The sequence below is a fragment of the Nitrosospira sp. Is2 genome, from assembly GCF_033095785.1.
Taxonomy (GTDB): domain Bacteria; phylum Pseudomonadota; class Gammaproteobacteria; order Burkholderiales; family Nitrosomonadaceae; genus Nitrosospira.
The window spans coordinates 100,500-124,000 of the sequence record NZ_CP137134.1 but is presented as its reverse complement, the minus strand read 5'-3'; the positions used below and the strand labels follow the sequence as shown (position 1 = coordinate 124,000).

Annotated in this window: 14 protein-coding genes; 6 read left to right on the top strand and 8 right to left on the bottom strand. The window is 52.3% G+C overall.

The genetic code is table 11. The features are described 5' to 3' along the window. Window positions 1–57 precede the first annotated feature (57 nt). Window positions 58–2,472 carry a Tex family protein gene (locus R5L00_RS00505; protein ID WP_317652815.1) on the top strand — a complete coding sequence of 805 codons (2,415 nt, stop codon included), beginning with the start codon at window positions 58–60 and terminating at the stop codon, window positions 2,470–2,472. 120 nt (window positions 2,473–2,592) lie between these two features. Here the strand turns inward: R5L00_RS00505 and R5L00_RS00500 are convergent, their stop codons facing one another. The 6 genes from R5L00_RS00500 to R5L00_RS00475 all read right to left on the bottom strand — a co-directional run bounded on the left by R5L00_RS00500 (window position 2,593) and on the right by R5L00_RS00475 (window position 11,543). Then, a complete protein-coding gene (locus R5L00_RS00500; protein WP_317652814.1) occupies window positions 2,593–5,337 on the bottom strand; it encodes a bifunctional glycoside hydrolase 114/ polysaccharide deacetylase family protein in 2,745 nt (914 codons plus the stop codon). 99 nt (window positions 5,338–5,436) lie between these two features. Continuing rightward, window positions 5,437–6,804, bottom strand: a complete 1,368-nt coding sequence (pelG, locus tag R5L00_RS00495) for an exopolysaccharide Pel transporter PelG (RefSeq protein WP_107692755.1) — start codon at window positions 6,802–6,804, stop codon at window positions 5,437–5,439. A 244-nt stretch (window positions 6,805–7,048) separates the two neighbouring features. Next, the gene (gene pelF / locus R5L00_RS00490; protein ID WP_317652812.1) at window positions 7,049–8,557 is read right to left on the bottom strand and encodes a GT4 family glycosyltransferase PelF; all 1,509 of its coding nucleotides are present in this window, start codon (window positions 8,555–8,557) and stop codon (window positions 7,049–7,051) included. After that, on the bottom strand, window positions 8,557–9,573 hold the full coding sequence (locus tag R5L00_RS00485; protein ID WP_317652811.1) for a hypothetical protein: 1,017 nt from the start codon (window positions 9,571–9,573) through the stop codon (window positions 8,557–8,559). Before R5L00_RS00485 ends, pelF begins: the two co-directional genes overlap by 1 nt. Next, a complete protein-coding gene (locus R5L00_RS00480; RefSeq protein WP_317652810.1) occupies window positions 9,548–10,939 on the bottom strand; it encodes a PelD GGDEF domain-containing protein in 1,392 nt (463 codons plus the stop codon). Before R5L00_RS00480 ends, R5L00_RS00485 begins: the two co-directional genes overlap by 26 nt. Before the next feature lie 28 nt (window positions 10,940–10,967). Next, entirely contained in the window at window positions 10,968–11,543 is a 576-nt protein-coding gene (locus tag R5L00_RS00475; protein WP_317652809.1) for a hypothetical protein, read from the bottom strand. 719 nt (window positions 11,544–12,262) lie between these two features. Here R5L00_RS00475 and R5L00_RS00470 point away from each other — a divergent pair. From R5L00_RS00470 to R5L00_RS00455, 4 genes are all read left to right on the top strand, one after another. After that, window positions 12,263–14,419 (top strand): hypothetical protein, encoded by a 2,157-nt coding sequence (locus tag R5L00_RS00470; protein WP_317652808.1) that lies wholly within the window; start codon window positions 12,263–12,265, stop codon window positions 14,417–14,419. A 64-nt stretch (window positions 14,420–14,483) separates the two neighbouring features. Further along, a complete protein-coding gene (locus R5L00_RS00465) occupies window positions 14,484–14,900 on the top strand; it encodes a hypothetical protein (RefSeq protein WP_317652805.1) in 417 nt (138 codons plus the stop codon). 181 nt (window positions 14,901–15,081) lie between these two features. Continuing rightward, window positions 15,082–17,220 carry a hypothetical protein gene (locus R5L00_RS00460; protein WP_317652807.1) on the top strand — a complete coding sequence of 713 codons (2,139 nt, stop codon included), beginning with the start codon at window positions 15,082–15,084 and terminating at the stop codon, window positions 17,218–17,220. 64 nt (window positions 17,221–17,284) lie between these two features. Continuing rightward, on the top strand, window positions 17,285–17,701 hold the full coding sequence (locus R5L00_RS00455) for a hypothetical protein (protein WP_317652805.1): 417 nt from the start codon (window positions 17,285–17,287) through the stop codon (window positions 17,699–17,701). 74 nt (window positions 17,702–17,775) lie between these two features. Here the strand turns inward: R5L00_RS00455 and R5L00_RS00450 are convergent, their stop codons facing one another. After that, window positions 17,776–21,354: a tetratricopeptide repeat protein gene (locus R5L00_RS00450; protein WP_317652804.1), complete on the bottom strand. Its 3,579-nt coding sequence runs from the start codon at window positions 21,352–21,354 to the stop codon at window positions 17,776–17,778. 791 nt (window positions 21,355–22,145) lie between these two features. Then, window positions 22,146–22,535, bottom strand: coding sequence for a four-helix bundle copper-binding protein (locus R5L00_RS00445; RefSeq protein ID WP_317652803.1), 390 nt, complete (start codon window positions 22,533–22,535; stop codon window positions 22,146–22,148). Window positions 22,536–22,774: 239 nt separating this feature from the next. Here R5L00_RS00445 and R5L00_RS00440 point away from each other — a divergent pair, with 239 nt between their 5' ends. Then, window positions 22,775–23,371 carry a class I SAM-dependent methyltransferase gene (locus tag R5L00_RS00440; protein WP_317652802.1) on the top strand — a complete coding sequence of 199 codons (597 nt, stop codon included), beginning with the start codon at window positions 22,775–22,777 and terminating at the stop codon, window positions 23,369–23,371. Window positions 23,372–23,501 lie beyond the last annotated feature (130 nt).

The window sequence follows — 23,501 nt, the reverse complement described above, 5'->3', positions numbered from 1 at the left end:
TTACTGCCCATAACGGCAAAGTCGGCCCGGCTCGGCCCATTTTTTCATACTCTCATCATGCTGCCATCAATCGAACAACGCCTTTCCCTCGAACTCGCCGCCAGGCCCGAGCAGGTCGCGGCTGCCATCGCCCTTCTGGACGAGGGCGCCACGGTGCCATTCATCTCGCGTTATCGCAAGGAAGCGACCGGCGGGCTCGACGACGTTCAACTGCGCTTGCTGGAAGAGCGTTTGTACTATCTGCGCGAACTGGAGGACCGGCGAGCTGCGATCGTTGCCGCCATCGAAGAGCAGGGCAAGATGACGCCGATGTTGCTGGCCTCGGTTATGCAGGCGGAAGACAAGACGCGGCTGGAAGACCTTTATCTGCCGTTCAAGAAAAAACGCCGCACCAAAGCGCAGATTGCGCGGGAGGCCGGATTACAGCCTCTGGCCGAGGCGCTGCTCGCAAACCCGATGTTGCAGCCGGAAGAAGAAGCGCTCAAGTACCTGAAACCCGCGTTCAAGACCGATCAGGGCGACAATCCTGGTGTGGAAGATGCCAAGGCCGCGCTTGAGGGCGCCCGTCAAATACTGATGGAGCGCTTCGCGGAAGACGCAACATTGCTTCAGTGGCTGCGAGAATATCTGCTCACGCACGCCGTGGTGGAATCCCGGATCATGGAAGGCAAGGAAGAAACGGGCGCGAAGTATGCCGATTATTTCGATTATGCCGAGCCGATCAATACGATTCCCTCCCATCGCGCCCTGGCGATGCTGCGGGGTCGCCGCGAGGGGATGCTGAATGTTTCCCTGCGACTGGATTCCGAGGCCGAACGACCCAAATGGGATGCGCCGCAGAATCCATGCGAAGCGCACATCGCCGCGCATTTCAGCATCCGGGACCGTAACCGTCCCGCTGATAGCTGGCTGAGCGATACGGTGCGCTGGACCTGGCGGGTGAAAAGTTTCGTCCACCTGGAAACCGAACTGATGACGGGGCTGCGCAAGCGGGCCGAAACGGAGGCAATCAATGTCTTCGCCCGCAACCTGAAGGCGCTGCTGCTGGCCGCGCCCGCGGGGCCGCGCGTCACAATGGGGCTCGACCCCGGCCTGCGCACCGGGGTGAAGGTCGCGGTGGTGGATGCGACCGGCAAGGTGATGGAAACCGCGACCATCTATCCGCACCAGCCAAGGAACGACTGGGATGGGTCGCTGCATGCGCTGGAAAAATTGGCGGAAAAATATGGAGTATCGCTGATAGCAATCGGCAACGGCACCGCGTCGCGCGATACCGACAAGCTGGCACGCGACCTGATCAAACGGCGGTCGGACCTCAAGCTGACCGCGATCGTGGTGTCGGAAGCGGGGGCTTCGGTCTATTCCGCTTCCGAATTCGCTTCGCGTGAACTGCCCGCCATGGATGTCTCGCTGCGCGGCGCGGTGTCCATTGCCCGCCGGTTGCAGGACCCGCTGGCGGAACTGGTAAAGGTCGATCCCAAATCCATCGGCGTCGGCCAATACCAGCACGACGTGGGGCAGTCTCAACTGGCGCGTTCGCTCGATGCCGTGGTCGAAGACTGCGTGAATGCCGTGGGCGTGGATGTGAACACGGCTTCGCCGCCCTTGCTTGAGCGCGTTTCCGGACTCAACCACGCGGTGGCGCAAAGCATCGTCGCCCATCGAGACGACAAAGGCATGTTTACTTCACGTGGCGCCTTGCGCGAAGTGCCGCGCCTGGGCGAAAAAGCCTTCGAGCAGGCGGCAGGGTTCCTGCGCATCATGAACGGCGATAATCCCCTGGATGCCTCCGCGGTGCACCCTGAATCATATCCGGCGGTGGAAAAAATCCTTGCCGACCTCAAGCAGGATATCAAACAGGTCATCGGCAACGGGAAATTGCTGAAATCGGTGAACCCGGCAAAGTACGCGGATGAAAAATTCGGCGTTCCCACCATCAGCGACATCCTTGGGGAACTGGAAAAACCTGGCCGCGACCCGCGTCCCGAATTCACGACTGCGACATTCAAAGAGGGGATAAATGAACTCAAGGATTTGCTTCCGGATATGATCCTGGAAGGTGTCGTGACCAATGTCGCAGCGTTCGGCGCATTTGTCGATATCGGCGTGCATCAGGACGGGCTGGTCCACATCTCCGCGCTGGCCGACACGTTCGTGAAAGACCCGCATGCCGTCGTAAAGGTGGGGCAAGTGGTGAAAGTCAAGGTGGTGGAGATAGACGAAAAGCGCAAGCGCATCGCGCTCACCATGCGACTGGCGGAGGCCGCGGGCAAAGGTACACAGGGCGGGCAGCAAAACAGGAAGCCTGAACAAAACAGGAGCCCGGAACAATCCAGTGGCAGGAAAGAGCAATCATCGCGGCTCCAGCATCAGCCTCAGCATCAGCCCCAGCAGAAAAAACAGAAACAAACAGTCGAGGCTAAACCCGATACCGCAATGGCCGCGGCGTTCGCCAAGTTGAAGGACAGGTAAAGGGCATCCGCGGCAGTCGGGAGGAATCCCAATGTCAATATGGTTACGATCAAAAAAAACGAGGACCCGGATCTCTTCCTCGTTTTTTATTTTGGTCCTGAATAATCGGACTTTTGTTGATCAGTAACAGACGAGAGTTACATTCCCGGGCTCGGCGCGTGGGAAAACAAATTTCCAGCCCTGGCCTTGTCGTTGCCCTTCCAATGTGCGGCCAGCCCAATTTATAACGCATGTCTGTTCCGGGGATGCGATAACCATTTCCAATGGTGTATGGGCATGCATCCGCAAATGAATACCGTCGGCCGATTTCTGCCATTCCTCGATCTTGCCGTTGCTGTGTAACAGATAAGGCGATGAGGGGGGTTGAGGCGTCGTATGCAACAGCACTTGCCCCTGATTAGGCAAGAGATGCAGATAGCGACCCTGATGCACATCCCGAAATCCCGCTACTCCCTCGGATCTCTCCATATCAGGCCATTTTGAGGACGTTGGCAAACGCAATGTGCGCAGCGCATTCAGTCCCCTGATATCCCAAGCCCCATCCATGCGCCGTGAGAGGGTAATGCTGTGGAATTCATTTACCTTCTGCCCGTACTCGCTAACCCAGACAGCCCGATGTTCCTGTTGAAGGCTCCAGTCATACACGGCTTTCAGCGCATTGACGGATGACATCTTACTGCCTGAGTAAAAGTGATAATGAATATGCATCGGCTTCAGGCGGCGCGGACTATCCGTGAGCCGCATCGTTTCAATCACGCGATTGAATCCGTAATAAGGGCCTTGCCAGCTATTTGTATAGATATGCTCGCTGGCAATAGGGGCATACACCTGGAGCTGATCATTAATCTTATAACCAAGCGGAGGCACACGGGTCATCGTCCGTTCATCATCAGATATGGTCGCGCCACCACCGTTCATATTCTCCAGCCCGAGCCGGCGCGTCAGCGCCAAGGCTTCGTTGTCCGCCAGTCCGTCGCCCGTCCAGAGGAAAACACGGGAAGGCTTATTCGCGGGCGCCAAGGTGTTATTGATGTATTCAACTGATCCGGCGATTTCCCGGTGGATGTCGAGTTGGTCGTTGTCGACAGAACGGTGATAGCCATCACCCGCATCGTCAATATTGTTTTTTTGGAACCACGCTCTTGGATGACTATAGGAATGACTTGCTACCTCAACATTGTTCAGTTGGAAAATGTCGCGCGCTACTTTCTCGACCTCGGATAACCCGTCGGACCCGTCAGGCGATCCGTTTGTCGCTGTTTCCCCTTCAATGACCGAAACCGTTGCAGGAAGGTTATATCTTTGCAGGAAGTTATCCTTAACGACTTTTATTGCCAGCGGCGTCCCTGGTATTTCCGCCTTGATCCCCGCGCCGTCCCCATCGACTTGTACCAGCAGCAACCGCCGGCCATTCTCGGTTGTGACATCAGGCACAGGTATTTCAGGCAAATCAAGAGCTGTCGATAAAAACTCAAACGGATTGATTATCCATCGTTGACGTCCTTTGTAACCCGGCTCTACTACATAGGGATGTAACGCGACACCACCCCAATCTCCAGAAAACACGGCAACCACAGGTCCTTCCGATTGCTCGCCGAAGCCTAGATGGGCCGCGATACGTTTATCGAATGCTTGCCACGCGATTGATCCTGGCATACCGGAACCAGGCTGCGCCTCATAGCCGATAATTTTATTCACTGGCTCGATTTTGGGCTGGCCCTCCATCGATTCCGGCTCGCTTGCCTTGACCCCCAGATGGCGCAAAAAATTGTCGTCGGCCTTGAAACCTAAGTTTCCCAGAACGGCAACTTTTACTCCGGACTCGATCTGCCGCAACAGCCAGTCCCTGTAAAGCGTCGGCCTGGGTAATGCGTCCCGGTTGAACCAGGTAACGATTCCGGCATATTGACCCGTCAATACATTACCCGGCAATCCGGCGTTCACATCCAGATAATCGACCGCATACCCCAGATATTCCAGGGGCATTGCCATTAACTTATGCACCTCCGCCTGGTGCAACCCTTCGGGGTGTTCCTGTCCATCATAGAGCGCCAAAACCCGTCTGGGGAAAATTTCCAGCTTGCCGACGCCAATAATATCCAGCCCGGGATTCGCCACCCACGGTGTGTATCCAAGGTCAGATATTCGTCGGGCAGTAACGCGCATCAGTTCCTTCTGCTTTGGGTCAACGTAATCTATGACGATTATTTGTAAACCGTACTGGTTTCGCACCTGTCTTAATTTATTCATCAACCAGACACGGTCGGGCTCGATAACGCTTTCATATTTCCGGGTGTACGGATCCCAGCTTTGGAAGAGTGACTCGGCAGCCAACGCAACGGCATACTGGCCAACTTCCGGCAGAACGTCAAACCCGCGGTTAAATATGAGTTCGACCCCTGGAAAATGTTGATGGATACGTTTAATCAGAAGCGACAAAGCTTTTTCCTGAGCCAATCGACGCTCGGGTTCAACCGCAAACCTCTGATAACTCTCGAGCCCGTCGAGAAAAAATCCGCGATAGCCTTCTTCCCATAACCCCGAAAGATATTTATCAATCAGATAGTCGTGCCAGCCTTGCTGGGTTAGATCAACAACGTTGCTTTCCCATTCTTTATTGCTGCCGACAAACCAGCTTTTGGGGATTTCCGGATACCAGCGTCTTGTTGCATTGACCTCCCCGATACTTACGTAGGCAAATACCTTGGTTCCCTTTTCCCGCAGATAATCGAGATTATCCATATTCTCAGGCTCTACCACGACTTGCGTGAAATGAGAAAGTAGATCCACCGGGGCAGGGCGGCCATAAAAAAATGCAATGCTCGGATCAGCGTGGATCGGCAGGCAAACAGAGGAGAAGAGCATGCTAAGAACAACCCTCACAAAAGCGCCACAGTTCAAGAAAGGCAATTGGCTGATCATTTTTTTTATTTTTTTTATTTTTTATATATTTCGCGAGAATGTTCAACGCAGCATGAATGTCTCGTAGACCAGCCGGCTAAGCCTTTTCGAGACAATCGTCATTCCCACCAGCGTAGTCAAGACGACTGACAAGGCAAAACCGTAGCCGTAAAAGGCAGGCCCCAGATATTGACTCAGAAGTGTGAATAGAATGTTCGAGGTGACGCAAAGCAAACAGAGATACAAGGCATCTTTACGGTAGTCGAAATAAAACAATATGTTGAGAACAGCCAGCAACAGCACTTGGACACCCACGGCGACCAGATCGATATTCAGCAGCACCCTGTAGAAAGGGGATATTCCGACCCACGCGAGTAATTGATCCCCTACCGCCAGCAATATGACAACAGTCATTCCCTGGACTTTAAAGATTTCGAGAAATCCTCTTCGAATTGTTACGATCATCTCTTCATAGATTTGTAAAATACGTTTCAAAGGCGCACCGCCGTTAATCGCCGCGTAAAACTTCGTATACTGTTCTACAAAATCGGTTTCCATTCGCAATAGGAATACCGCCATACCGGGTATGATGGACAAATACGCCAGAAATATTGGGATATCATAAATGGGCGACCCTCTCAAAGGTGCAATGATCTCGACGCTGGTGAGAGGATTGAACCAGAAAATAAATTTATCGGACCAGATGGCCAGGTTATAGAGAACGCCTGTAATAGCCAGGCTTGGAAATACCTGGCCTCGCCGTAAAAAATCAAAGGCAATCAGTTTTTCACTTGAGTAGGAGCGGAAAACCACAACCACGAGCATGAATAACAGGATGGCGTGGCCCAATATGAAACCGGAAAGCAGACCTTCCAGCCCAAATTCGCCGAGCTGCATGGCGGCGAGCACCGTGAACCCATAGCCCACGAGAAACGCCAGCAAAATCTCGGCGTAAGCCTTCAGTCCCGATAGAACGATCACTACGATCCAGATCGTGGAAAGGATGACCAGACCGCATAACATCAATAATTTGTATAACACCGATCCGGTAGACAGGTAAACCAGACAGAGCCCCGCGATCGTTCCGCTCACGGTTATTACTAAAAAAATGGCGCCGGTCAGATTCGGCAACACCTGTTTATCCTGTTTTTCAAACAACCGGTCAGCAATAAAGCGCGTAACCATCAGCTGCAAGGGACTGGTCAGGATTAAGGAGCCCGCCATCAGATAGGTCACGGATATCTGAAACTGCCCAACGTAGTAGGGGGTCGCAAAGTTCTCCGTGTTGAGGATGCCGATCAGGAGGATGCCAACGATGGATAGAACCCATGGCCCTGAACCGATGACGCCCGCAAAGCCATACGCCAGCAGCAGTCCCGACCAGGTATCGGTCTTGGTGAGTTCACGCAGTCTGAAGCCGATGCCAGCCATTATTGTGGGGTTACCGGCGGTTTGTGCCGGGCGGGAACCGCGGAAACGTGCCGCAGCATATCAGTCGAGCGTGCCGGAATGCTTCTCATGCGTGGGGGAAGCGCAACAAGCGGTTGGGGGAAATTTGAACGAGGCCTTGCCACTTGCCGGCAATGACTTCGGATATACGGTTTAAAAAAGACGCGACGGAAGAGATCAGGAGAGTTGCTGCATGATTCCTGTTGCATATAATGCCCGAGCGTGCTCACTGTGCGAGCGCCTGGTCATAAACCCGTTTATAACTGTCGAGCATCCTCGATTGGGTATAATAGTTTTCGACGCGTTGAATACCGGCTTTCTGTGCGGCATACCAGCGGTCATCATCCGTCAATAGCGCGATTACCCCTGCAGCAGTTGCTTCCGGATCAGCTATGGGCGTCACGATACCGGCGCATCCCAACGCACGGTCTTCGTCACTGCTGCCTTCCAGAATTTCCCGACAAGCTCCCACATCAGTCGTCACCACTGGCACGCCACTGGCGAAAGCTTCGAGCAGCACCAAAGGGAAGGCTTCGCTGATGGATGTCAATACCAGCAGACCCAGGCGAGGGAGTATGTCGCTGATCTTCTGGAACCCCAGGAAGCGCACTTTTCCTTCCAGCCCCAGCTCCTGAACCAGACTCCTGCATTCCTCCACGTATTCCTTATCCTCATCTTCCGGACCGATCAGCCAGCCTTCCGCTTCGGGGAGCTGAATCACAACCGTGCGCATGGCACGGATAAAAGTCTTGATATCCTTTATCGGGACGATCCTGCCAAGCAATCCGATTACCATGGGAATTTTTACCGGTCGTTCGGCGCGCAAAGAAAGGAAGCGTTCAATTTGCATGCCGTTTGGAATGACTTGTGTCCGTTCGCTATCTGCGCCATCGGCAATTTGACGCCTTCTGTTGTTTTCATAAAGGCTTATGACAGGATTTGAGGCTTTATAGATAAGCCGGCCCAGGGATTCAAAATATCTTATCCACAATATTTCCTGATATTGCATTCCCATATAGAGCGCGTCATTCAATGAATCGTGATGCTCTCTAATGAAAAGGGATTGCAAGTCTACTTTCCTCTCTTTGGTGTAAATGCCGTGTTCGGTCAGAATAAGTGGACGTCCGGTCTTGTAATGCAGTAATACACCAAGAAAACCTGCATAGCCGGTGGATACCGTATGAAATGCGCCTGTCTCCACCGAGAGTTGATGGGCGACGCTGGCAAGCCTGAACAATGGCGCATGTGTTGCTTTAATTGACCAAAGGTAATGAATGAATGAGTTCTCTGCGTTATATTTGTTGTAATACTCGCAGATCTGCTGCCATGTTCCATCGCTGAAAAAAAATTCCTCTGCAGTAAAGCCGGAAGGCTGCCCTAAGGTAACCAATAGTTTCTCCAGGGCGGCCTCGTCAAATTCCGGACATGGATTTCGGAACCAGTCATGAAGCTTCCCCGAGTTTTTAATGTATTCTTCGTTGCCTTTGCAGGTTTTTGGCTTGAATGCGGTAACCCGATCCCACAAATAATGGCATTCCATGTGAACGACATTCTCGGGAAGGACATATTTTTGTTCGTCATAATCACTCTTCCTGGATCCCAGGAAAATGAGGGAGAATGTGCGCTCAGGCAGCGCTTCCAGTATCTGGTGTACCCAGCCTGAAACTCCACCCCTGATAAAAGGGTAGGTGCCTTCCAGCAGGAGCGTGATGTCTGCGTATCGCTGCTGCGGCATCAGATCTCTTTCCGCCAGAAGCGTGCTGCCGTTGTCAACAAGGGATAGGCCGCGGGGAGTTCTATTGCCGTCATCAATTGCTTCACTTCTTGATAACGGCCTGTATAAAAGGCTATTTCGGCGTAGTAAGTCTGCAAGCAGATAAACTCCATCCCAAGCATTTCGGCCTTTTTGAATTCCTCCAATGCCTCCTGATATTTTCCCAGCCTCAACAGGATTTGAGCATACTGAAAGAGGAGGCCCGAATCTTGGGGAGAACATATGAGACTCAGTTCAATGTATTTGTAAGCCATGCCAAGAACATAGTTTTTCGCCTCTCCCTGAACCAGGCCGAGATGCGCCAGTTCCCAATAGTCGTTGGCAATCTGGCGGCATAACTGTTTTCTCATGGACGTTTCCTGTTTTTCAAGATCGCGCTTGGATTGCTCTATGTGCTTGCTCAGCCTGTACTCTTTACGATCCAATAAAGCATAAGCCAGCAACCGGATATCATCGGTCGCGTCGCCGAGCGCCATGCGCAGTAATGGAATTGCGTCCCGGTCATTCAGTTTTAACGTCGCATACACAGCTTGCAGCCTTCTGTCGGGATCCCTCGATCGGTATAAATCGTACAGGCTGTGCGAGCTAACCGATTGACCGTCCGACCCGGCGGTCTCGGAAGGAAGATCGCGGATTTTGTTTACCCTCACGGGCGAAATTGATCCTTTCGATTTTATGAATGACCCGCGCGCTACCAACGGCATTGCCAAAATCAGCCCCGTCAATCCGAGCACAGGCAGATAAAAAACCATCATGAAGAAAAAGAAGCCATTTTTCCGCTGGGTCTCGTATTGCTCAGGGATAATAATTTTGGGGAAAATATAAGCAGCGACGACGCTGGCCCCGAAATGACAAGCGCCGGCGGTTATCAGGTGCTGCGCCGACATGGGCTCGAGAATCAACCGCAGCCCATATGCTTCCAGCCCCACGGCCAGCGAGATCAGAACCAGTTCAGGCAAAATTGGAAATACTCGCATTTGGGTTCGCCATTATGCTGATGTGAATGAATTCATTCTTGCAAAAGCGATCCATTCCCAATAAAACTTTTTCGTACGAAGTCTTGTTATCCAAAACCCACGTACAAACCTTGATATCTCCCCCTCGAAAGCCGTAAGCCATTCCATTCGGGCCATCAAGCGCGACTTCAGCCGATGATTTCGATAATCCAACGCGATTCAGGAATTCGTTGGCACCATGCTCATCCGTATAGGGCAACAATAGTAAAAAGACGTGACGATTCCAGCTATCGTTAATGATCAGGATTTCATCCACGCCCCGTAACTCCGCCTGAAATTTTGCGAGAAGTTCGCTCTGTGGTTCGTCCGAGCTGATGACGGTCGCAATCGCTACAGCGGAGGTCTTCAAGTACCGGATTTCGTCGGTGATGCGTCGCAACCTGCTTTCAAAAATTTTTCCAACATCGTTTTCATCACAATGAGCTTCGGCGCGTCGTTTGACAAGATCACCCATTTTTCCTCCCAGAACGGCAAGAAAATCCATCGTATTTTCCTGGAATGCAAACAGGGGCATCTCATTCACGACGATTACGCCCCAAATCCTCTCGTAAACGTCCACCAAAGGGATCGCGACAAGCGCGCCAACAGCAGGCAATGCCCCGTTTTGTTCCATTTCAATGCTCGCAACATTACCCGTTTTCAACGCTTCTGCTACCACCGGATCCGAGGGCAGCAAAGTACGCGGCTGCCCTAAAGACGCTACAGGATTAGGGTTCATCTTTCGGTGTTCGTTAACCGCGTAAATACCCGCCATTTGCACATTCGCATAACTGCCGAGTATTTTCAAAATACTGTCGCCAATGCCCGCGAGTGGTTCGCCTTTATGGTTCTCCCAGGTCAACACTTTCTTCTTCAGGTCGTCTAACGATAAACGCAAGCTTTTTGCCTGGCTTGCCAAATGCTGTTCCAGGCGATAATGGGAGTCCTTGATAAGTTGGTAGGAACGGGAAAATTTATCCATTCTTACCTTGAGGTGGTTGTATTCATGGTCCAGGAGTTTTATCTGACGAGTCGACGATTCACGAAATTCGGTCGAAATCAGGGTTAGCACCAATAAGCCGATTATCATTTCTTCGGGGAAAAACGAAACGCCGGGCCATCCCAGGTAAAAACCACTTGTGACCAAGCTTACAAGCAGGGCGGCTGAGGTGAGTCCGCAGACAAACCCATAGCGAAGGCCTGCTAACACAGGAGCAAGAATCAACCAGGGGAACCGATAATTTATGAAAAAAGGATCGGATGAATCAATCGCGTAACCAATTACCGGGACCGACAATGAGATCGCAATCGACTCTGTCCATTTGTTTTTTAGTGTTTTGGTCATCATGATGCGCCCCTTCCAATCTTTAACAGAATCAAGACTTCTTAATTTCGATATTGGAGATCAATTCTCTTAGCAATTGTTGGGCGGTACCGCTAAGCGATCCTGTGCTCCAGCCGGATTGGGCTCCGCTTGCAGACCACACAACGGCGCCGGAGGGAATCTCGATCACCCGGATCGTCAAGCCAACAACCGGTTCACTGCCGACACCGAGTTTGTATTGCCATTCATCAACGCTTCCCGTGACTGCATAGGAAGCACTGTGCTTTATTGCCAACAGCAAGGCTTTTTCCTGGCGCTTGCGATCATTGAAATCAAGCCAGCCGCCTTTGTCTTCATCTTGCACCGAGTACATTTCTATATTTGGAATTCCACGGATTCTGAACAAGGTGGCTACCATCTCTTCCACTTGTTCACCGGCCCGCGGGCTCTGGGAATAATTTTGAAAGGGGAGAACTATCCAGCGCTGGGAAGAGGAAAGCGGAGCGCTCTTATGTACGTCAACCACTGAGCAGGACGCCAGCAGGCTGGAAAGAACAGTAAATATTAAAAGTGCGACTATCCGTCTTTTATGGAGAAATTGCAGAATTTCCTTATCGTTGATGAACATAACCCACCTTTTTTTTGTTGGTTGATTGGGTCTACCCGGTAACCAGGCAGTTATTTTTATTAACCATGTTGAACACAAGCATGTGCGATCACCGTTGCGTGGACCGCCGCTTGTCGTAGCTTGTCGTAACGAGTCTCCGAAATCCTCCTCTAGGTTCTGTTGCAGCCACCCGTCTTTTTAACACCCCTGCTCCAAGGTATAGCTCAGCCCCGTGCACATTACAAGATTGTTTGTTTCGTCCAGGGGCGGAACAGCAAAAATTTTTATATTGCAACTGATGAGCGGAGGGCGACGCTCGGACCGGAAACGCGAGGATGCGGCCGGTTTCAGAGAGGAGCGCAATCAGGGATGTTCCAAATCACCAACAGGGATATTTAGAAGGTTAGCGATGTCATCCCGCTAATGTTGAGCAGGCCTAACGGCTGCATTAAAAATAATATTCCCTTATTGCTCAGCAAATTAACATACTTCCACACCCTTAAGTAAAACAAAAACAAATTAATCGTCTATGCTGGTCTAGGGACCCGCTTCAGCTTGTTCTTAAAGCCTGATCGGGGGAACCATCGTTGTTACACGTTTTTTAGCTTGACTGGGGAATCATTGATGGGGGAATCAAAGGGTAAGCATGGTCGCCGGTCGATTGACGAAATCGATCCTAACCTGAGAGGTTGAAGACTTGAAAACATAAGGTTCACTTAATAAAAAAAAGGAGCTTTTCCATGAAAAATAAGAATGCGCAGTTTAAGTTTTCGCTGCTCTGCTCGGTACTCATGACGTGGCTGGTTTTTGCTGTTACGACACCTGCATTTGCTGATAATGCCGTCAAGCTGAAAATACTGCTCCTCACGACAGGAGAGGTAACAGAAGATGCTGGCTATGCCTACATCAAACCGGTGCTCGATGAAATGGGCGTGCCATACGATGTATTGAACTCCAAGACGCAGGATCTTACCGCGGCGGTGCTCGCCTCTACTGCGGGAGGGTCCAGCTGCCTGGCTGCCGAAGCAGGTTGCGTGGGCAACTATAACGGCATTATCCTGACGGACGCTGGACTGAACCCAGCCTTCACGCCCACGGAATGGGACATGTTGCACAATTACCAGAAAAACTTCGGTGTGCGTCAGGCGGTACTGTCAGGATGGCCGGGTACCTACTGGGATCCAGAGTCTCCTTTTGGGGTATACCTGGATTATGGTCTGGTCTTTTCGTCCAGCGGAACCGGCTACGAGGGTAAGTGGACCGTGACCAAGCCAAAGGAAATGTTTGAGTACGTGAACCTGGCCAATCCATTTCCGATTACGGACTTTGCCTTTGCGGCCAATCCGCGAAATGACACTGCTACCCTGCGGGACGGATCGATGCCCAAGGTCGAACCGCTTCTGACAACGCAGAACGGGGAGGCCCTGCTATCGATCGTGCGGTATATGGTGCCGTCGCAGACGACACCCGTACGCGAGGTAATGATCTCGACCATTAGCAATGCCACCTTCCTCATCCATTCGAAGGTCCTGGCCTACGAATTCATCAACTGGGTGACGCAGGGGGTATTCGTTGGCGCGCGCTTTGTTCATATGGCCACCCATCTGGATGATTTGTTCCTGGCCAACAATCTCTGGAATCCCGAGATTAACAACAATTATCCTGATGCGCCTAATATCCCTGGTACCACGACCTACCGCCTCAACAGCGCCGACATTGCCAATGCAGTGAGCAAACAGGCCGCTTTTCGCGCCGCGCATCCGGTGGCCGGTGCTTACAAGCTGGATTTGGCATTCAACGGCTCCGGAGCGGTGGTGGATCCGACAGCGACCCTATTGGCCCTGAACCTGACTGATGGTCTGGTAACGGCGGTCATGGCCAACAAAGCCAATTTCCGCTTCATCAACCACACCTTCACCCATCTGGACATGGACAAGGCGCCGGTCCCGGCGAATGCCAATTGCGATTACCCCACCTTTACCACCCTCGCGGCTATCAAGGCGGAAATTACGAAGAACCGGACGGTCTGGGGGCTTCTCGGTCTTCCAGAGAAAAGCGATAACAACCGGGTGCTGGTAAGCGGCAATCATTCCGGGCTGAAAGACCGTAAATGCACCGATGAAATCGCCAAGCATCCGGAGATGTTCGATGTTCAGTCCGACGACCTGGCGTTTGATCAGGGCGGCGCCAGTCCGCTATTCCTTCAAGCCGCCGCCGACCTGGGCATTGACTATCTCGCCTCCGACTCGTCCCAGCGTGGCCAGAACGTGGAGCAGTATATCTCGCAATACGACGACGGCAGCACACAGGACCGGGTGATGCTGCCGCGCTGGCCAACCAATATTTTCTATAACGTAATCAATCCTACCCAGCTGGTGGACGAGTACAACTATATCTTCAACGGAAGATATGTCAATGCGGGGCAGGACCCTTGCCAGATACCAGGGGCGATCTGCGCTCCCCGCGACTATGCCCAAATTCTCGTGGCGGAAGCCGATGCGGCATTGCGGCACATGCTGACCTTCAATAAGTGGCCTCATTATTTCCATCAGACGAACTTGGCGAAATATGATGCCAACGGTAATACATTGCAATTCGATTGGCTGAATGCGGTCTTCGCGGAATACGAGCGGGTGTTCAAGCTGCCGGTAAAGAATTATCCCTATTACCTGATTGGCGACCAGACGGAAGAGCGTCTCCACTATAAATCCGCGATTGTCCAGGCGACATGGGATCGCACGACCAACAAGGTGACTTTGACAGCAAACAAAGCTGTACCCAATCTCATCGTTACCGGTCTTAATGGTGGTGATTTATACGGCGGTCAATTCATCCGTGAAGTCAACGTAAACGGCACGCCCAAGGCCTTCGTGGTCAACCGGGCGCTGACTCAATGAGCGTGCGCTGCTCGTCTACGTACTTCTTGATCTTTTTGCCGCACACTATTTGGAGGATTTCAAAATGATGAATTATTTCCACTCGAGCAGGACCGTCCTTGTCTCGGCGGTTGTTGCCTTTTCCTTTGCCATTGGCGCCGGTGCTCCAGGATTGGCACAAGCGGCCACAGACAAGGTCGAGGACCAGGTTAAGCGTGTCGATAAGGAGCACAGGAAAAAAATACGGGAGGCAAACGACCTTAAGTTAAAGTCGCGCGAACCGTCGTTCCCTGAACAAGCGGATGCGCGGGCAAAGAATTTCCGCGAGACGGCGGAGATTGTTGCGCGGCAAGGCGGCGACCCGAAGCCGCTTCTCGATGCCGCTGATTATTTCGAGAAGCAGTCTGAACTGATATCCAAGAGCCAAGCGGAAAAACCCTTGCCTGAGCCATCGACCAGTCACGCTCCTGACGGGTCGCACAGTCACACGCCTGCTAAATGAGGAGCTGAAATCAGCCCCCGGCAAAACCGGGGGCTTTTTTGTTGTTCAGCAGTAGTGATCGGCAAATCCTGATTTCAGAAACGAAAGGAATATTGAAGGCCTGCACCTGCAAAAGCCTGGTCAGTTCTGAGGGGTTGAAAACTATGTAAGGTCCGTTAAATAAAAAAAAGGAGATTTTTTCATGAACAAGAAGAACTCGCACCTGAAATTCTCGCTGCTGCTCTCAGCGGTTATGTGGCTTGCTGCTACTGTTTCGACGCCTGCGTTTGCTGATAATGCCGTCAAACTGAAAATACTGCTCCTCACGACAGGAGAGGTAACAGAAGATGCTGGCTATGCCTACATCAAACCGGTGCTTGATGAAATGGGGGTGCCATACGATGTGTTGAACTCCGCGACGCAGGACCTGACCGCGGCGATGCTTGCCTCTAATGCGGCGGGTTCCAGTTGCCTGGCTGCCGAAGCAGGTTGCGTGGGCAACTATAACGGCATTATCCTGACTGACTCCGACCTGGTGCCAACCTTCACGCCCAGCGAATGGGACATGTTGCACAATTACCAGAAAAACTTCGGTGTCCGTCAGGCGGTACTGTCAGGATGGCCAGCCACTTACTGGGATCCCGAGTCTCCTTTCGGAGTCTACCTGGATTATGGTCTGGTCTATTCCTCCGGCGGAGCCAGCTATGAAGGCCAATGGAGCGTGCCGGCGGCACTCAGCAAGGAAGTTTTTGAGTACGTGAACGTGACCAATCCATTTCCGATTACGGACTTTGCCTTTGCGGCCAACCCTCGAAATGACACCACGACCCTGCGGGACGGATCGAAGCCCAACGTTGTGCCGCTTTTGAAAACCCAAAATGGGGAAGCTCTGGTATCAATCGTGCGCTACACCATGCCCAACCAGACGGTGCCGGTAAGGGAAGTGATGGTCTCGACCATTAGCAATGCCACCTTCCTCATCCATTCAAAGGTCCTGGCCTACGAATTCATCAACTGGGTGACGCAGGGGGTATTCGTTGGCGCGCGCTTTGTTCATATGGCGACCCATCTGGATGATTTGTTCCTGGCCAACAATATCTGGAATCCCGACCTCAACAATAATGATCCCGTGACGACCTACCGCCTGAACAGCGCCGACATTGCCAATGCAGTGAGCAAACAGCTCGCCTTTCGCGCCGCGCATCCGGTGGCCGGCGCTTACAAGCTGGATTTGGCGTTTAACGGTTCCGGAGCGGTGGTGGATCCGGCAGCAGCCCTACTGGTCGCGAACCTGACCGACGAGCTGGTGGCGGGGGTAATAGCCAACAAAGCAAATTTCCGCTTCATCAACCACACCTTCACCCATCTGGACATGGACAAGGCGCCGGTCCCGGCGAATGCCAATTGCGATTACCCCACCTTTACCACCCTCGCGGCTATCAAGGCGGAAATTACGAAGAACCGGACGGTCTGGGGGCTTCTCGGTCTTCCAGAGAAAAGCGATAACAACCGGGTGCTGGTAAGCGGCAATCATTCCGGGCTGAAAGATCGTAAATGCACCGATGAAATCGCCAAGCATCCGGAGATGTTCGATGTTCAATCCGACGACCTGGCGTTTGATCAGGGCGGCGCCAATCCGCTATTCCTTCAAGCCGCCGCCAACCTGGGCGTGGAGTACCTCGCCTCCGACTCGTCGCAGCGTGGCCAGAACGTGGAGCAGTATATCTCGCAATACGACGACGGCAGCACACAGGACCGGGTGATGCTGCCGCGCTGGCCAACCAATATTTTCTATAACGTAATCAATCCTACCCAGCTGGTGGACGAGTACAACTATATCTTCAACGGAAGATATGTCAATGCGGGGCAGGACCCTTGCCAGATACCAGGGGCGATCTGCGCTCCCCGCGACTATGCCCAAATTCTCGTGGCGGAAGCCGATGCGGCATTGCGGCACATGCTGACCTTCAATAAGTGGCCTCATTATTTCCATCAGACGAACTTGGCGAAATATGATGCCAACGGTAATACATTGCAATTCGATTGGCTGAATGCGGTCTTCGCGGAATACGAGCGGGTGTTCAAGCTGCCGGTAAAGAATTATCCCTATTACCTGATTGGCGACCAGACGGAAGAGCGTCTCCACTATAAATCCGCGATTGTCCAGGCGACATGGGATCGCACGACCAACAAGGTGACTTTGAAAGCAAACAAGGCCGTACCCAATCTTGTCGTTACCGGGCTTAATGGTGGTGATTTATATGGCGGTCAATTCATCCGTAAAGTCAACGTAAACGGCACGGCTCAGGCAATCGTGGTCAACCGGGCGCTGACTCAATGAGCGTGCGCTGCTCGTCTACGTACTTCTTGATCTTTTTGCCGCACACTATTTGGAGGATTTCAAAATGATGAATTATTTCCACTCGAGCAGGACCGTCCTTGTCTCGGCGGTTGTTGCCTTTTCCTTTGCCATTGGCGCCGGTGCTCCAGGATTGGCACAAGCGGCCACAGACAAGGTCGAGGACCAGGTTAAGCGTGTCGATAAGGAGCACAGGAAAAAAATACGGGAGGCAAACGACCTTAAGTTAAAGTCGCGCGAACCGTCGTTCCCTGAACAAGCGGATGCGCGGGCAAAGAATTTCCGCGAGACGGCGGAGATTGTTGCGCGGCAAGGCGGCGACCCGAAGCCGCTTCTCGATGCCGCTGATTATTTCGAGAAGCAGTCTGAACTGATATCCAAGAGCCAAGCGGAAAAACCCTTGCCTGAGCCATCGACCAGTCACGCTCCTGACGGGTCGCACAGTCACACGCCTGCTAAATGAGGAGCTGAAATCAGCCCCCGGCAAAACCGGGGGCTTTTTTGTTGTTCAGCAGTAGTGATCGGCAAATCCTGATTTCAGAAACGAAACGAGTACTGTACGCCTACTCCTGCAAAAGCCTGGTCAGTTCTGCCGCCCTGTACGTTGCTGTAGAATGCGCCTGCGCTCAGGATATCGGGACCGAATAGCGACGTTCCCATCGAAAGCCGTCCGTTGTACCCCAAATCGTTCGCAGGCCATACCCCGCCCACCCATGCATCCGCAAGGATAAACGGACGCCTCAGCACCCCTTGATCCGATGGTCCATAACGAAAAGACGTGCCTATCCCCATAAGTGCGAATTTCTTTGGGATGAGCGTTTGAACGTTTGATAAGGAAGGGCTCAATAATCCACTCAGGTCGGACGGGAGTGTCGCTGCAAGCTGATTGTTTTCCCATGAGCCCTGGAGTCTGATCTGCCAATCCTGGATGCCCCTCAGCAGGGAATGCCCAAGGATCATTTGAAGCTTATAACCCTTCCCCAAGCTGCCTCCATCTCGGCTTGCATAACGATGACCATCAATATCCACATTGAAAAAGGTTTGTTGTGACAGTTGAGCGGATACGCCCAATAAGATCGTATCTTTTTTCCCTAGCGCCCGTAACGCCCCTGTTTCATGGCTCATTTCATTCACACCAAGCCGCAGGCTCGCTTTCAATCGATTGGTCACATCCTGGCTGACTCTTGCCGCTCCATAAACGAGGGAATCGACGTCCCGAAGATTACCTCCCAGATTCACCTGAAACAGTCCTTCCCGCAGAGGATGTTTAAATTCCGTCATGATGTCCAGTTCGTTCCTTGCCGGAAGAGTAATCCCGGGATTCGAAGAATCGAGCAGGTTATGCTTCAGTTCAGTGGCCAGTAAGCCGCGTCCATAAGGCACGTTCAAACGCACCCGGCTTTCGACAAAGTTTATATCGCCCAACGTTTTATACTCGATGCCGCCCGCCACCTGCTTGCTTGTTTTTACTATTAGATCATCTCTGACATTGAACAGGTATGTTTGCACCGTGGTGGGCTCTTTATGGGACGCGAGAAGCTTATAGGTTAATGCCAGCGCTTCTTCGTTTTTGTCGAGACGCTTGAGCGTCTCCATCCTGTTGAAATCGGTAAGTTGGTCATTGTCATTTTCAAGAATACGTTCGGCAACAACGCGGTCATTTTCCGCCAGGGCTAATGCAAGGCGCTGCCAGGCGGGCGTTTCCTGTCGCGCAATATGTTCCTGCAGAAGCCAGTAACGAGCTGCGGTATAATTCTCCTGCGTCAGATATGACGCCACGAGCAGTTCCTGAACCCCCGGGTCATCGTATCCCTTGTCAAGAAATTGCTTTAATATGGATATGTCGGCGTTTGCTCCCTCCATATCACGAACTAAAGCCATATATTCAGGTCGCAATAAGTCCTTGAATTTGCTTATTGACCCCTCTTTAATTTGCTTAAGGCGGGATCTTATGTTGAACAGGACATATTTACGCAACCGCCAGGCCGCATCCGCGCGTCCTGCCCTGCCTAAGACATCGGCATAAGTAAGCAGCCAGAGATAATCGTCGGGACTGATCCGCGATTTACGCTCAAACCACGGCAATGCTTCTTTGTGCTGACCAACCTTGACCAATGCCAGTCCGTAAACGCCCCATAATGCCTGGTTTTTTGAGGCATCCGGCCGCCACGCTTTAACATGGGACCGCAGTGCCCGCTTGTCATTCTGTGCAATGAGGTTCCACAAGATTCCTTCTTTGGCAGTGGTCGATGCAGGGTTAACATTTAAAGCCTGCTGATAATGTTGTATAGCTGCATCAGTCCTGCTCTCGTGAGTTTGCAACTGAGCCTGCATCAGCCAGTACATTTCGGAATCCAGAAATTGCGACTCTTTGCTCCTTGCCGTTTTTAAAAGCCGCTTCAGTTGAGCTGAAGAGCCGGCCTGGTTGGCCGCATCCATCGCGAGCAGCAGCCAGCGAGACTGGTCGAAACGAAGATAGGCTTCCTCGCCGATGGCAATGGCGTCTTCCGGCCTACCCATATCACGCGTCAACTGAATCAAGCGTTCCGCTACAACGACGTTCGCGTTCCCTGATTTCCACATTACGCTATAAGCCGATAACGAATGTTCGGGTTGTTTCAGTTCCCAGGAAAGCTCACCCAGAATCTCCCAGAAATGGGTTTCTTTTGCTGTCATATCATCCTTGTGAGACAGCAGCATGGAAAGCGCCTTCTCGGACTGGCCATTTTTCCAGGTTAATTTCGCTTGATGGGCCGTAGCCTCTGGCCGACGATTGAAATTAGCGCCAATGAGTTCCCAGGTTTCCATTGCCTCGGATAGTCGTCCGGCATCTTCCTGTGTTTTAGCCAGCGCTTCCCATGCTTGTGAATTATCGGGATAGCGCTTCAAATATGATTTCAGAAAATCAACATGATCTGAATAAGTACCTGCCTCGCTGTATGCAAACAACAAACTGTTCAACTCCTCGGGCGCTAACTTCCTCGTATTTGATAGCTGTAGCAGCAGGTCCAGGGAAGTATCGACAAAATGCAGCCCTTTTGATAGTCGCAGCGCATTCGTGATTGCGGCATCATCCTTTCTATTTTTCGCCAGCCATAGCCATTCCTTCAACGCGACCTCTGGCATTAAAGCCCATTCTGCGATCGTTCCCAGCTTTTCATGAGCGTTTCCGTCTGCCGGAGCAATTTCCACCAGACGCTGGGCTAACGCCAGAGCCGGCTGAAGTTCACCAACCCCAAGCGCACGATCGACCTGCTTTCTGATTTGTTCAGGATTGTCCGGATCAAGTGACAAGCGCAAAACCCCGACTTCATATGCCTGCCTTGGGTTATTGTCCGCCAAATTAATACTGATGGCCTCATCAAGCAGTTCGGGATCTTCCGGGAAGAGCTGCTGATAATTACGGAAATGTTCGAGAGCAAGCTTCCTGTCGCCCGCTGCTTGCAGTGCCTTAAGGGTTAGAAATGAGAATTCGCGAGCTTCAGTTTTGTTCTCGGCCAGTTTATAACCTTTGTCATATATCTCCGCTGCTTTACGCGGCATCTCCGCTGCCATGTACCATCGTGCCGATTCTTTCAATTTCTCCATGCGCTCGGAAGAATGGGGAATAACCGCGGACCATCGATAATATAGATCTGCAACCACAGCAGTCTGTTCGAGCTCAAGGCTGAGTTTAATGAAACTTGGTAACAAGGATAGTGGAAGCGCCGTTTTACTGATTTCGATAATGCTGTTTTTAAGATTAGCCAACTTTGTTTTCCGATCCGGGCCGTCGTCGCCAACTGATGAATAATCGTAGAAGTCGAGTTCCAATACTAATAGCCTGACGCTTAATTCCGGAATGCGGCCTGCAAGCTGTAGTGGTTCCAGAGCATTCCGGGCCTCGCGCAATTCCCCGAGGTTTATATGCTGTCGAGCAAGTTCAGTACGTAAACCTGCGTCATCGGGCTTGATATTCAAGAGGAGCCTTAAATACAGCACCGAGAGATGGTCCGGCTTTGCTATCTGGAATAATTTCTTTAGTCTATCCTCTTCATAAAACAGGAGAGCAAAAACAAGAGCCAGTCCCAAACCAAAAGAAAGTATTGTTTTTTTTAAATTGCCGAACAAATTCATGATCGGGTCTCTTAGGCGGAATGTCTGTTGCTACATCGAATGGTTTCATCTTCAGAAGTCGCGTGTGGGATTGCCACCTGCCGGAAGCACTTATCGAGTAGCCAGCACGAATGTTAAAAAGGACAACGTTTGTCAGATCATTTTCCGGGGATTGGACGGGTCCGGGCCCGGATAGGCTTTGCCTGACCAACTAAGCCTGACACTCACACACAAGCACGTCCGTTCGATGTACCACATAATGACTCCTGCATGAATACATGGACACCTGTTGAGGTGTCTTTGGTATGTTGCCGGGAACGTTCAACCGCATTTCGCTGCCCGACACAACCGTTAAACGCTCCGGATGGCGGGTCGAGATGTACGGGGCATAACAGACAAGGGGGTGGCGATAGGAAAAGGGCAAGCGTGTCGCGCTCACCATGCGACTGACGAAGGCCGCGGCAAAGGTAGGCAGGGTGGGCAGCAAAACAGGAAGCCGGAACGATCCGGTGGCCGGAATGAGCAATCATCGCGGCCCCAGCATCGGCCCCAACAGCAGAAACAGAATCAGAAACAAAAAGTAGAGGCTAAACCTGACACCGCAATGGCCGCGTTCGCGAAGTTGAAGGGCTAGCTGAAAAATAGGGTGCCGGCTGACACACTAATCCGATCCAGCGTTGATGCCCATTAGCACGTTGAGAAGGCCGCCGCTTTGGCCGTGCGTTTTGGCCGTGTTTGGGCGGCTTTAGCCCTGCTCTATGGGCTGCTATAGTCCCGCACGGCCACCCCTCGTCTCATGTGGCCAGGATTTTCTACAAGTCATCCGCAGGAACGCGCTCCTGAGCCCCAGCGCTCGCGTTGGCTCCAGAGCCGGCCATCCGCCGGCAGCTCTCGGCGCATTCCCGGCAGACCCGGGCGCATTCTTCCATCCCCTCTATCTTCTCGCAGCTCTCAGCACAGGCATCGCAGATTTCCGCGCAGACGCCGCAGACCCTTCTGGATAAAGCGGAACCGCTCAGCATGAAGTTCGCGGAAGTCTGGCACATCTCCGCGCAGTTGATCATGAGGCGAAAATGGTCAGGCGCGACATGCTCGCCGCCTGCCTCCAGGCAGTGGTTCATCGCTTCGTGCAGGCAGGTCTGGTGACACTTGGTGCAGGTATCGATGCCCGCTTGCATTTGGGGATCGGTAGCATGAGTCATGGCGGTCTCCTTCACGTTGGTCAAGAGGTCGATTCTTCAGGTCCATTCTTCATATTTCGCGTGAGCGCAAAACAACATTACGATAAGCTTCCCTTTCAGGAAGTTCTGTGCGCGGGCGTACACGTATTTTTTTGATGGTTCCTGAGAAATCGGCAGCCGGAAAAGCGGTTCGCTCGGCGGATCTCGCTTCCCGGGAAGACTCAAGGGCAATCCTTTCCACACTGAAAGTCGGGTTTTGAATGCATCCCAAGGAGATTGGTCAGAGTTACGATGCTATTGCCCATATCTGGCGAGAGGATCGTATTCAATCGAACGGCATACCTCAGCTGGAGCGGGCGATCCGGTTTGCCAGGAATCGCCGCTTTGCCCTGGATATTGGCTGCGGGTGCAGCGGCCGCTTCATCGATGTGCTAGGCAAGCACGGGTTTCACGTTGAAGGCATTGACGTTTCTCAAAAAATGATTGCTTTGGCCAGACAAAGTCATCCGGATATATCGTTTCACGATGCCGATATATGCGAGTGGAATCTTCCGCGAAAATCTGATTTTGTCGTTGCCTGGGACAGCATCTGGCATATTCCGCTTGACCGGCAGGAGCCTGTCTTGCGGAAGATTTCCGAGGGCCTGGCGCCGGGGGGAGTGTTCATGTTCACGACGGGCGGGCTGGACAACGCAGAAGAAAAATGGGATTCATGCATGGGCCCGCCGGTGTATTACAGCGCACTGGGCATCCCGGAGACACTTGAGCTGTTAAAGCGCTTCGGATGCGTCTGCCGGCATCTGGAGTATGACCAATATCCCGAGCAGCATCTGTATATCATTGCGCAAAAGGCTTAGCTTTCTGGCGCGTGGACCGGGAACCCTGGGTACAGACTGGCTGGTGGAGTTGCAATCGAGGTAGCGTTGCAGACGTGGAGGATGCTAAAAAATCAACGGGCTGTCGATTAAGCTCCGGCGTTGTGCTTTT

Coding starts and splice junctions, on each gene's coding strand:
- R5L00_RS00480 (WP_317652810.1), bottom strand. CDS start 10,939: ATGATGACCAAAACACTAAAAAACAAATGGACAGAGTCGATTGCGATC.
- R5L00_RS00475 (WP_317652809.1), bottom strand. CDS start 11,543: ATGTTCATCAACGATAAGGAAATTCTGCAATTTCTCCATAAAAGACGG.
- pelG (WP_107692755.1), bottom strand. CDS start 6,804: ATGGCTGGCATCGGCTTCAGACTGCGTGAACTCACCAAGACCGATACC.
- R5L00_RS00455 (WP_317652805.1), top strand. CDS start 17,285: ATGATGAATTATTTCCACTCGAGCAGGACCGTCCTTGTCTCGGCGGTT.
- R5L00_RS00470 (WP_317652808.1), top strand. CDS start 12,263: ATGAAAAATAAGAATGCGCAGTTTAAGTTTTCGCTGCTCTGCTCGGTA.
- R5L00_RS00500 (WP_317652814.1), bottom strand. CDS start 5,337: ATGCTCTTCTCCTCTGTTTGCCTGCCGATCCACGCTGATCCGAGCATT.
- R5L00_RS00485 (WP_317652811.1), bottom strand. CDS start 9,573: ATGCGAGTATTTCCAATTTTGCCTGAACTGGTTCTGATCTCGCTGGCC.
- R5L00_RS00465 (WP_317652805.1), top strand. CDS start 14,484: ATGATGAATTATTTCCACTCGAGCAGGACCGTCCTTGTCTCGGCGGTT.
- R5L00_RS00450 (WP_317652804.1), bottom strand. CDS start 21,354: ATGAATTTGTTCGGCAATTTAAAAAAAACAATACTTTCTTTTGGTTTG.
- R5L00_RS00440 (WP_317652802.1), top strand. CDS start 22,775: ATGCATCCCAAGGAGATTGGTCAGAGTTACGATGCTATTGCCCATATC.
- pelF (WP_317652812.1), bottom strand. CDS start 8,557: ATGCCGCAGCAGCGATACGCAGACATCACGCTCCTGCTGGAAGGCACC.
- R5L00_RS00505 (WP_317652815.1), top strand. CDS start 58: ATGCTGCCATCAATCGAACAACGCCTTTCCCTCGAACTCGCCGCCAGG.
- R5L00_RS00445 (WP_317652803.1), bottom strand. CDS start 22,535: ATGACTCATGCTACCGATCCCCAAATGCAAGCGGGCATCGATACCTGC.
- R5L00_RS00460 (WP_317652807.1), top strand. CDS start 15,082: ATGAACAAGAAGAACTCGCACCTGAAATTCTCGCTGCTGCTCTCAGCG.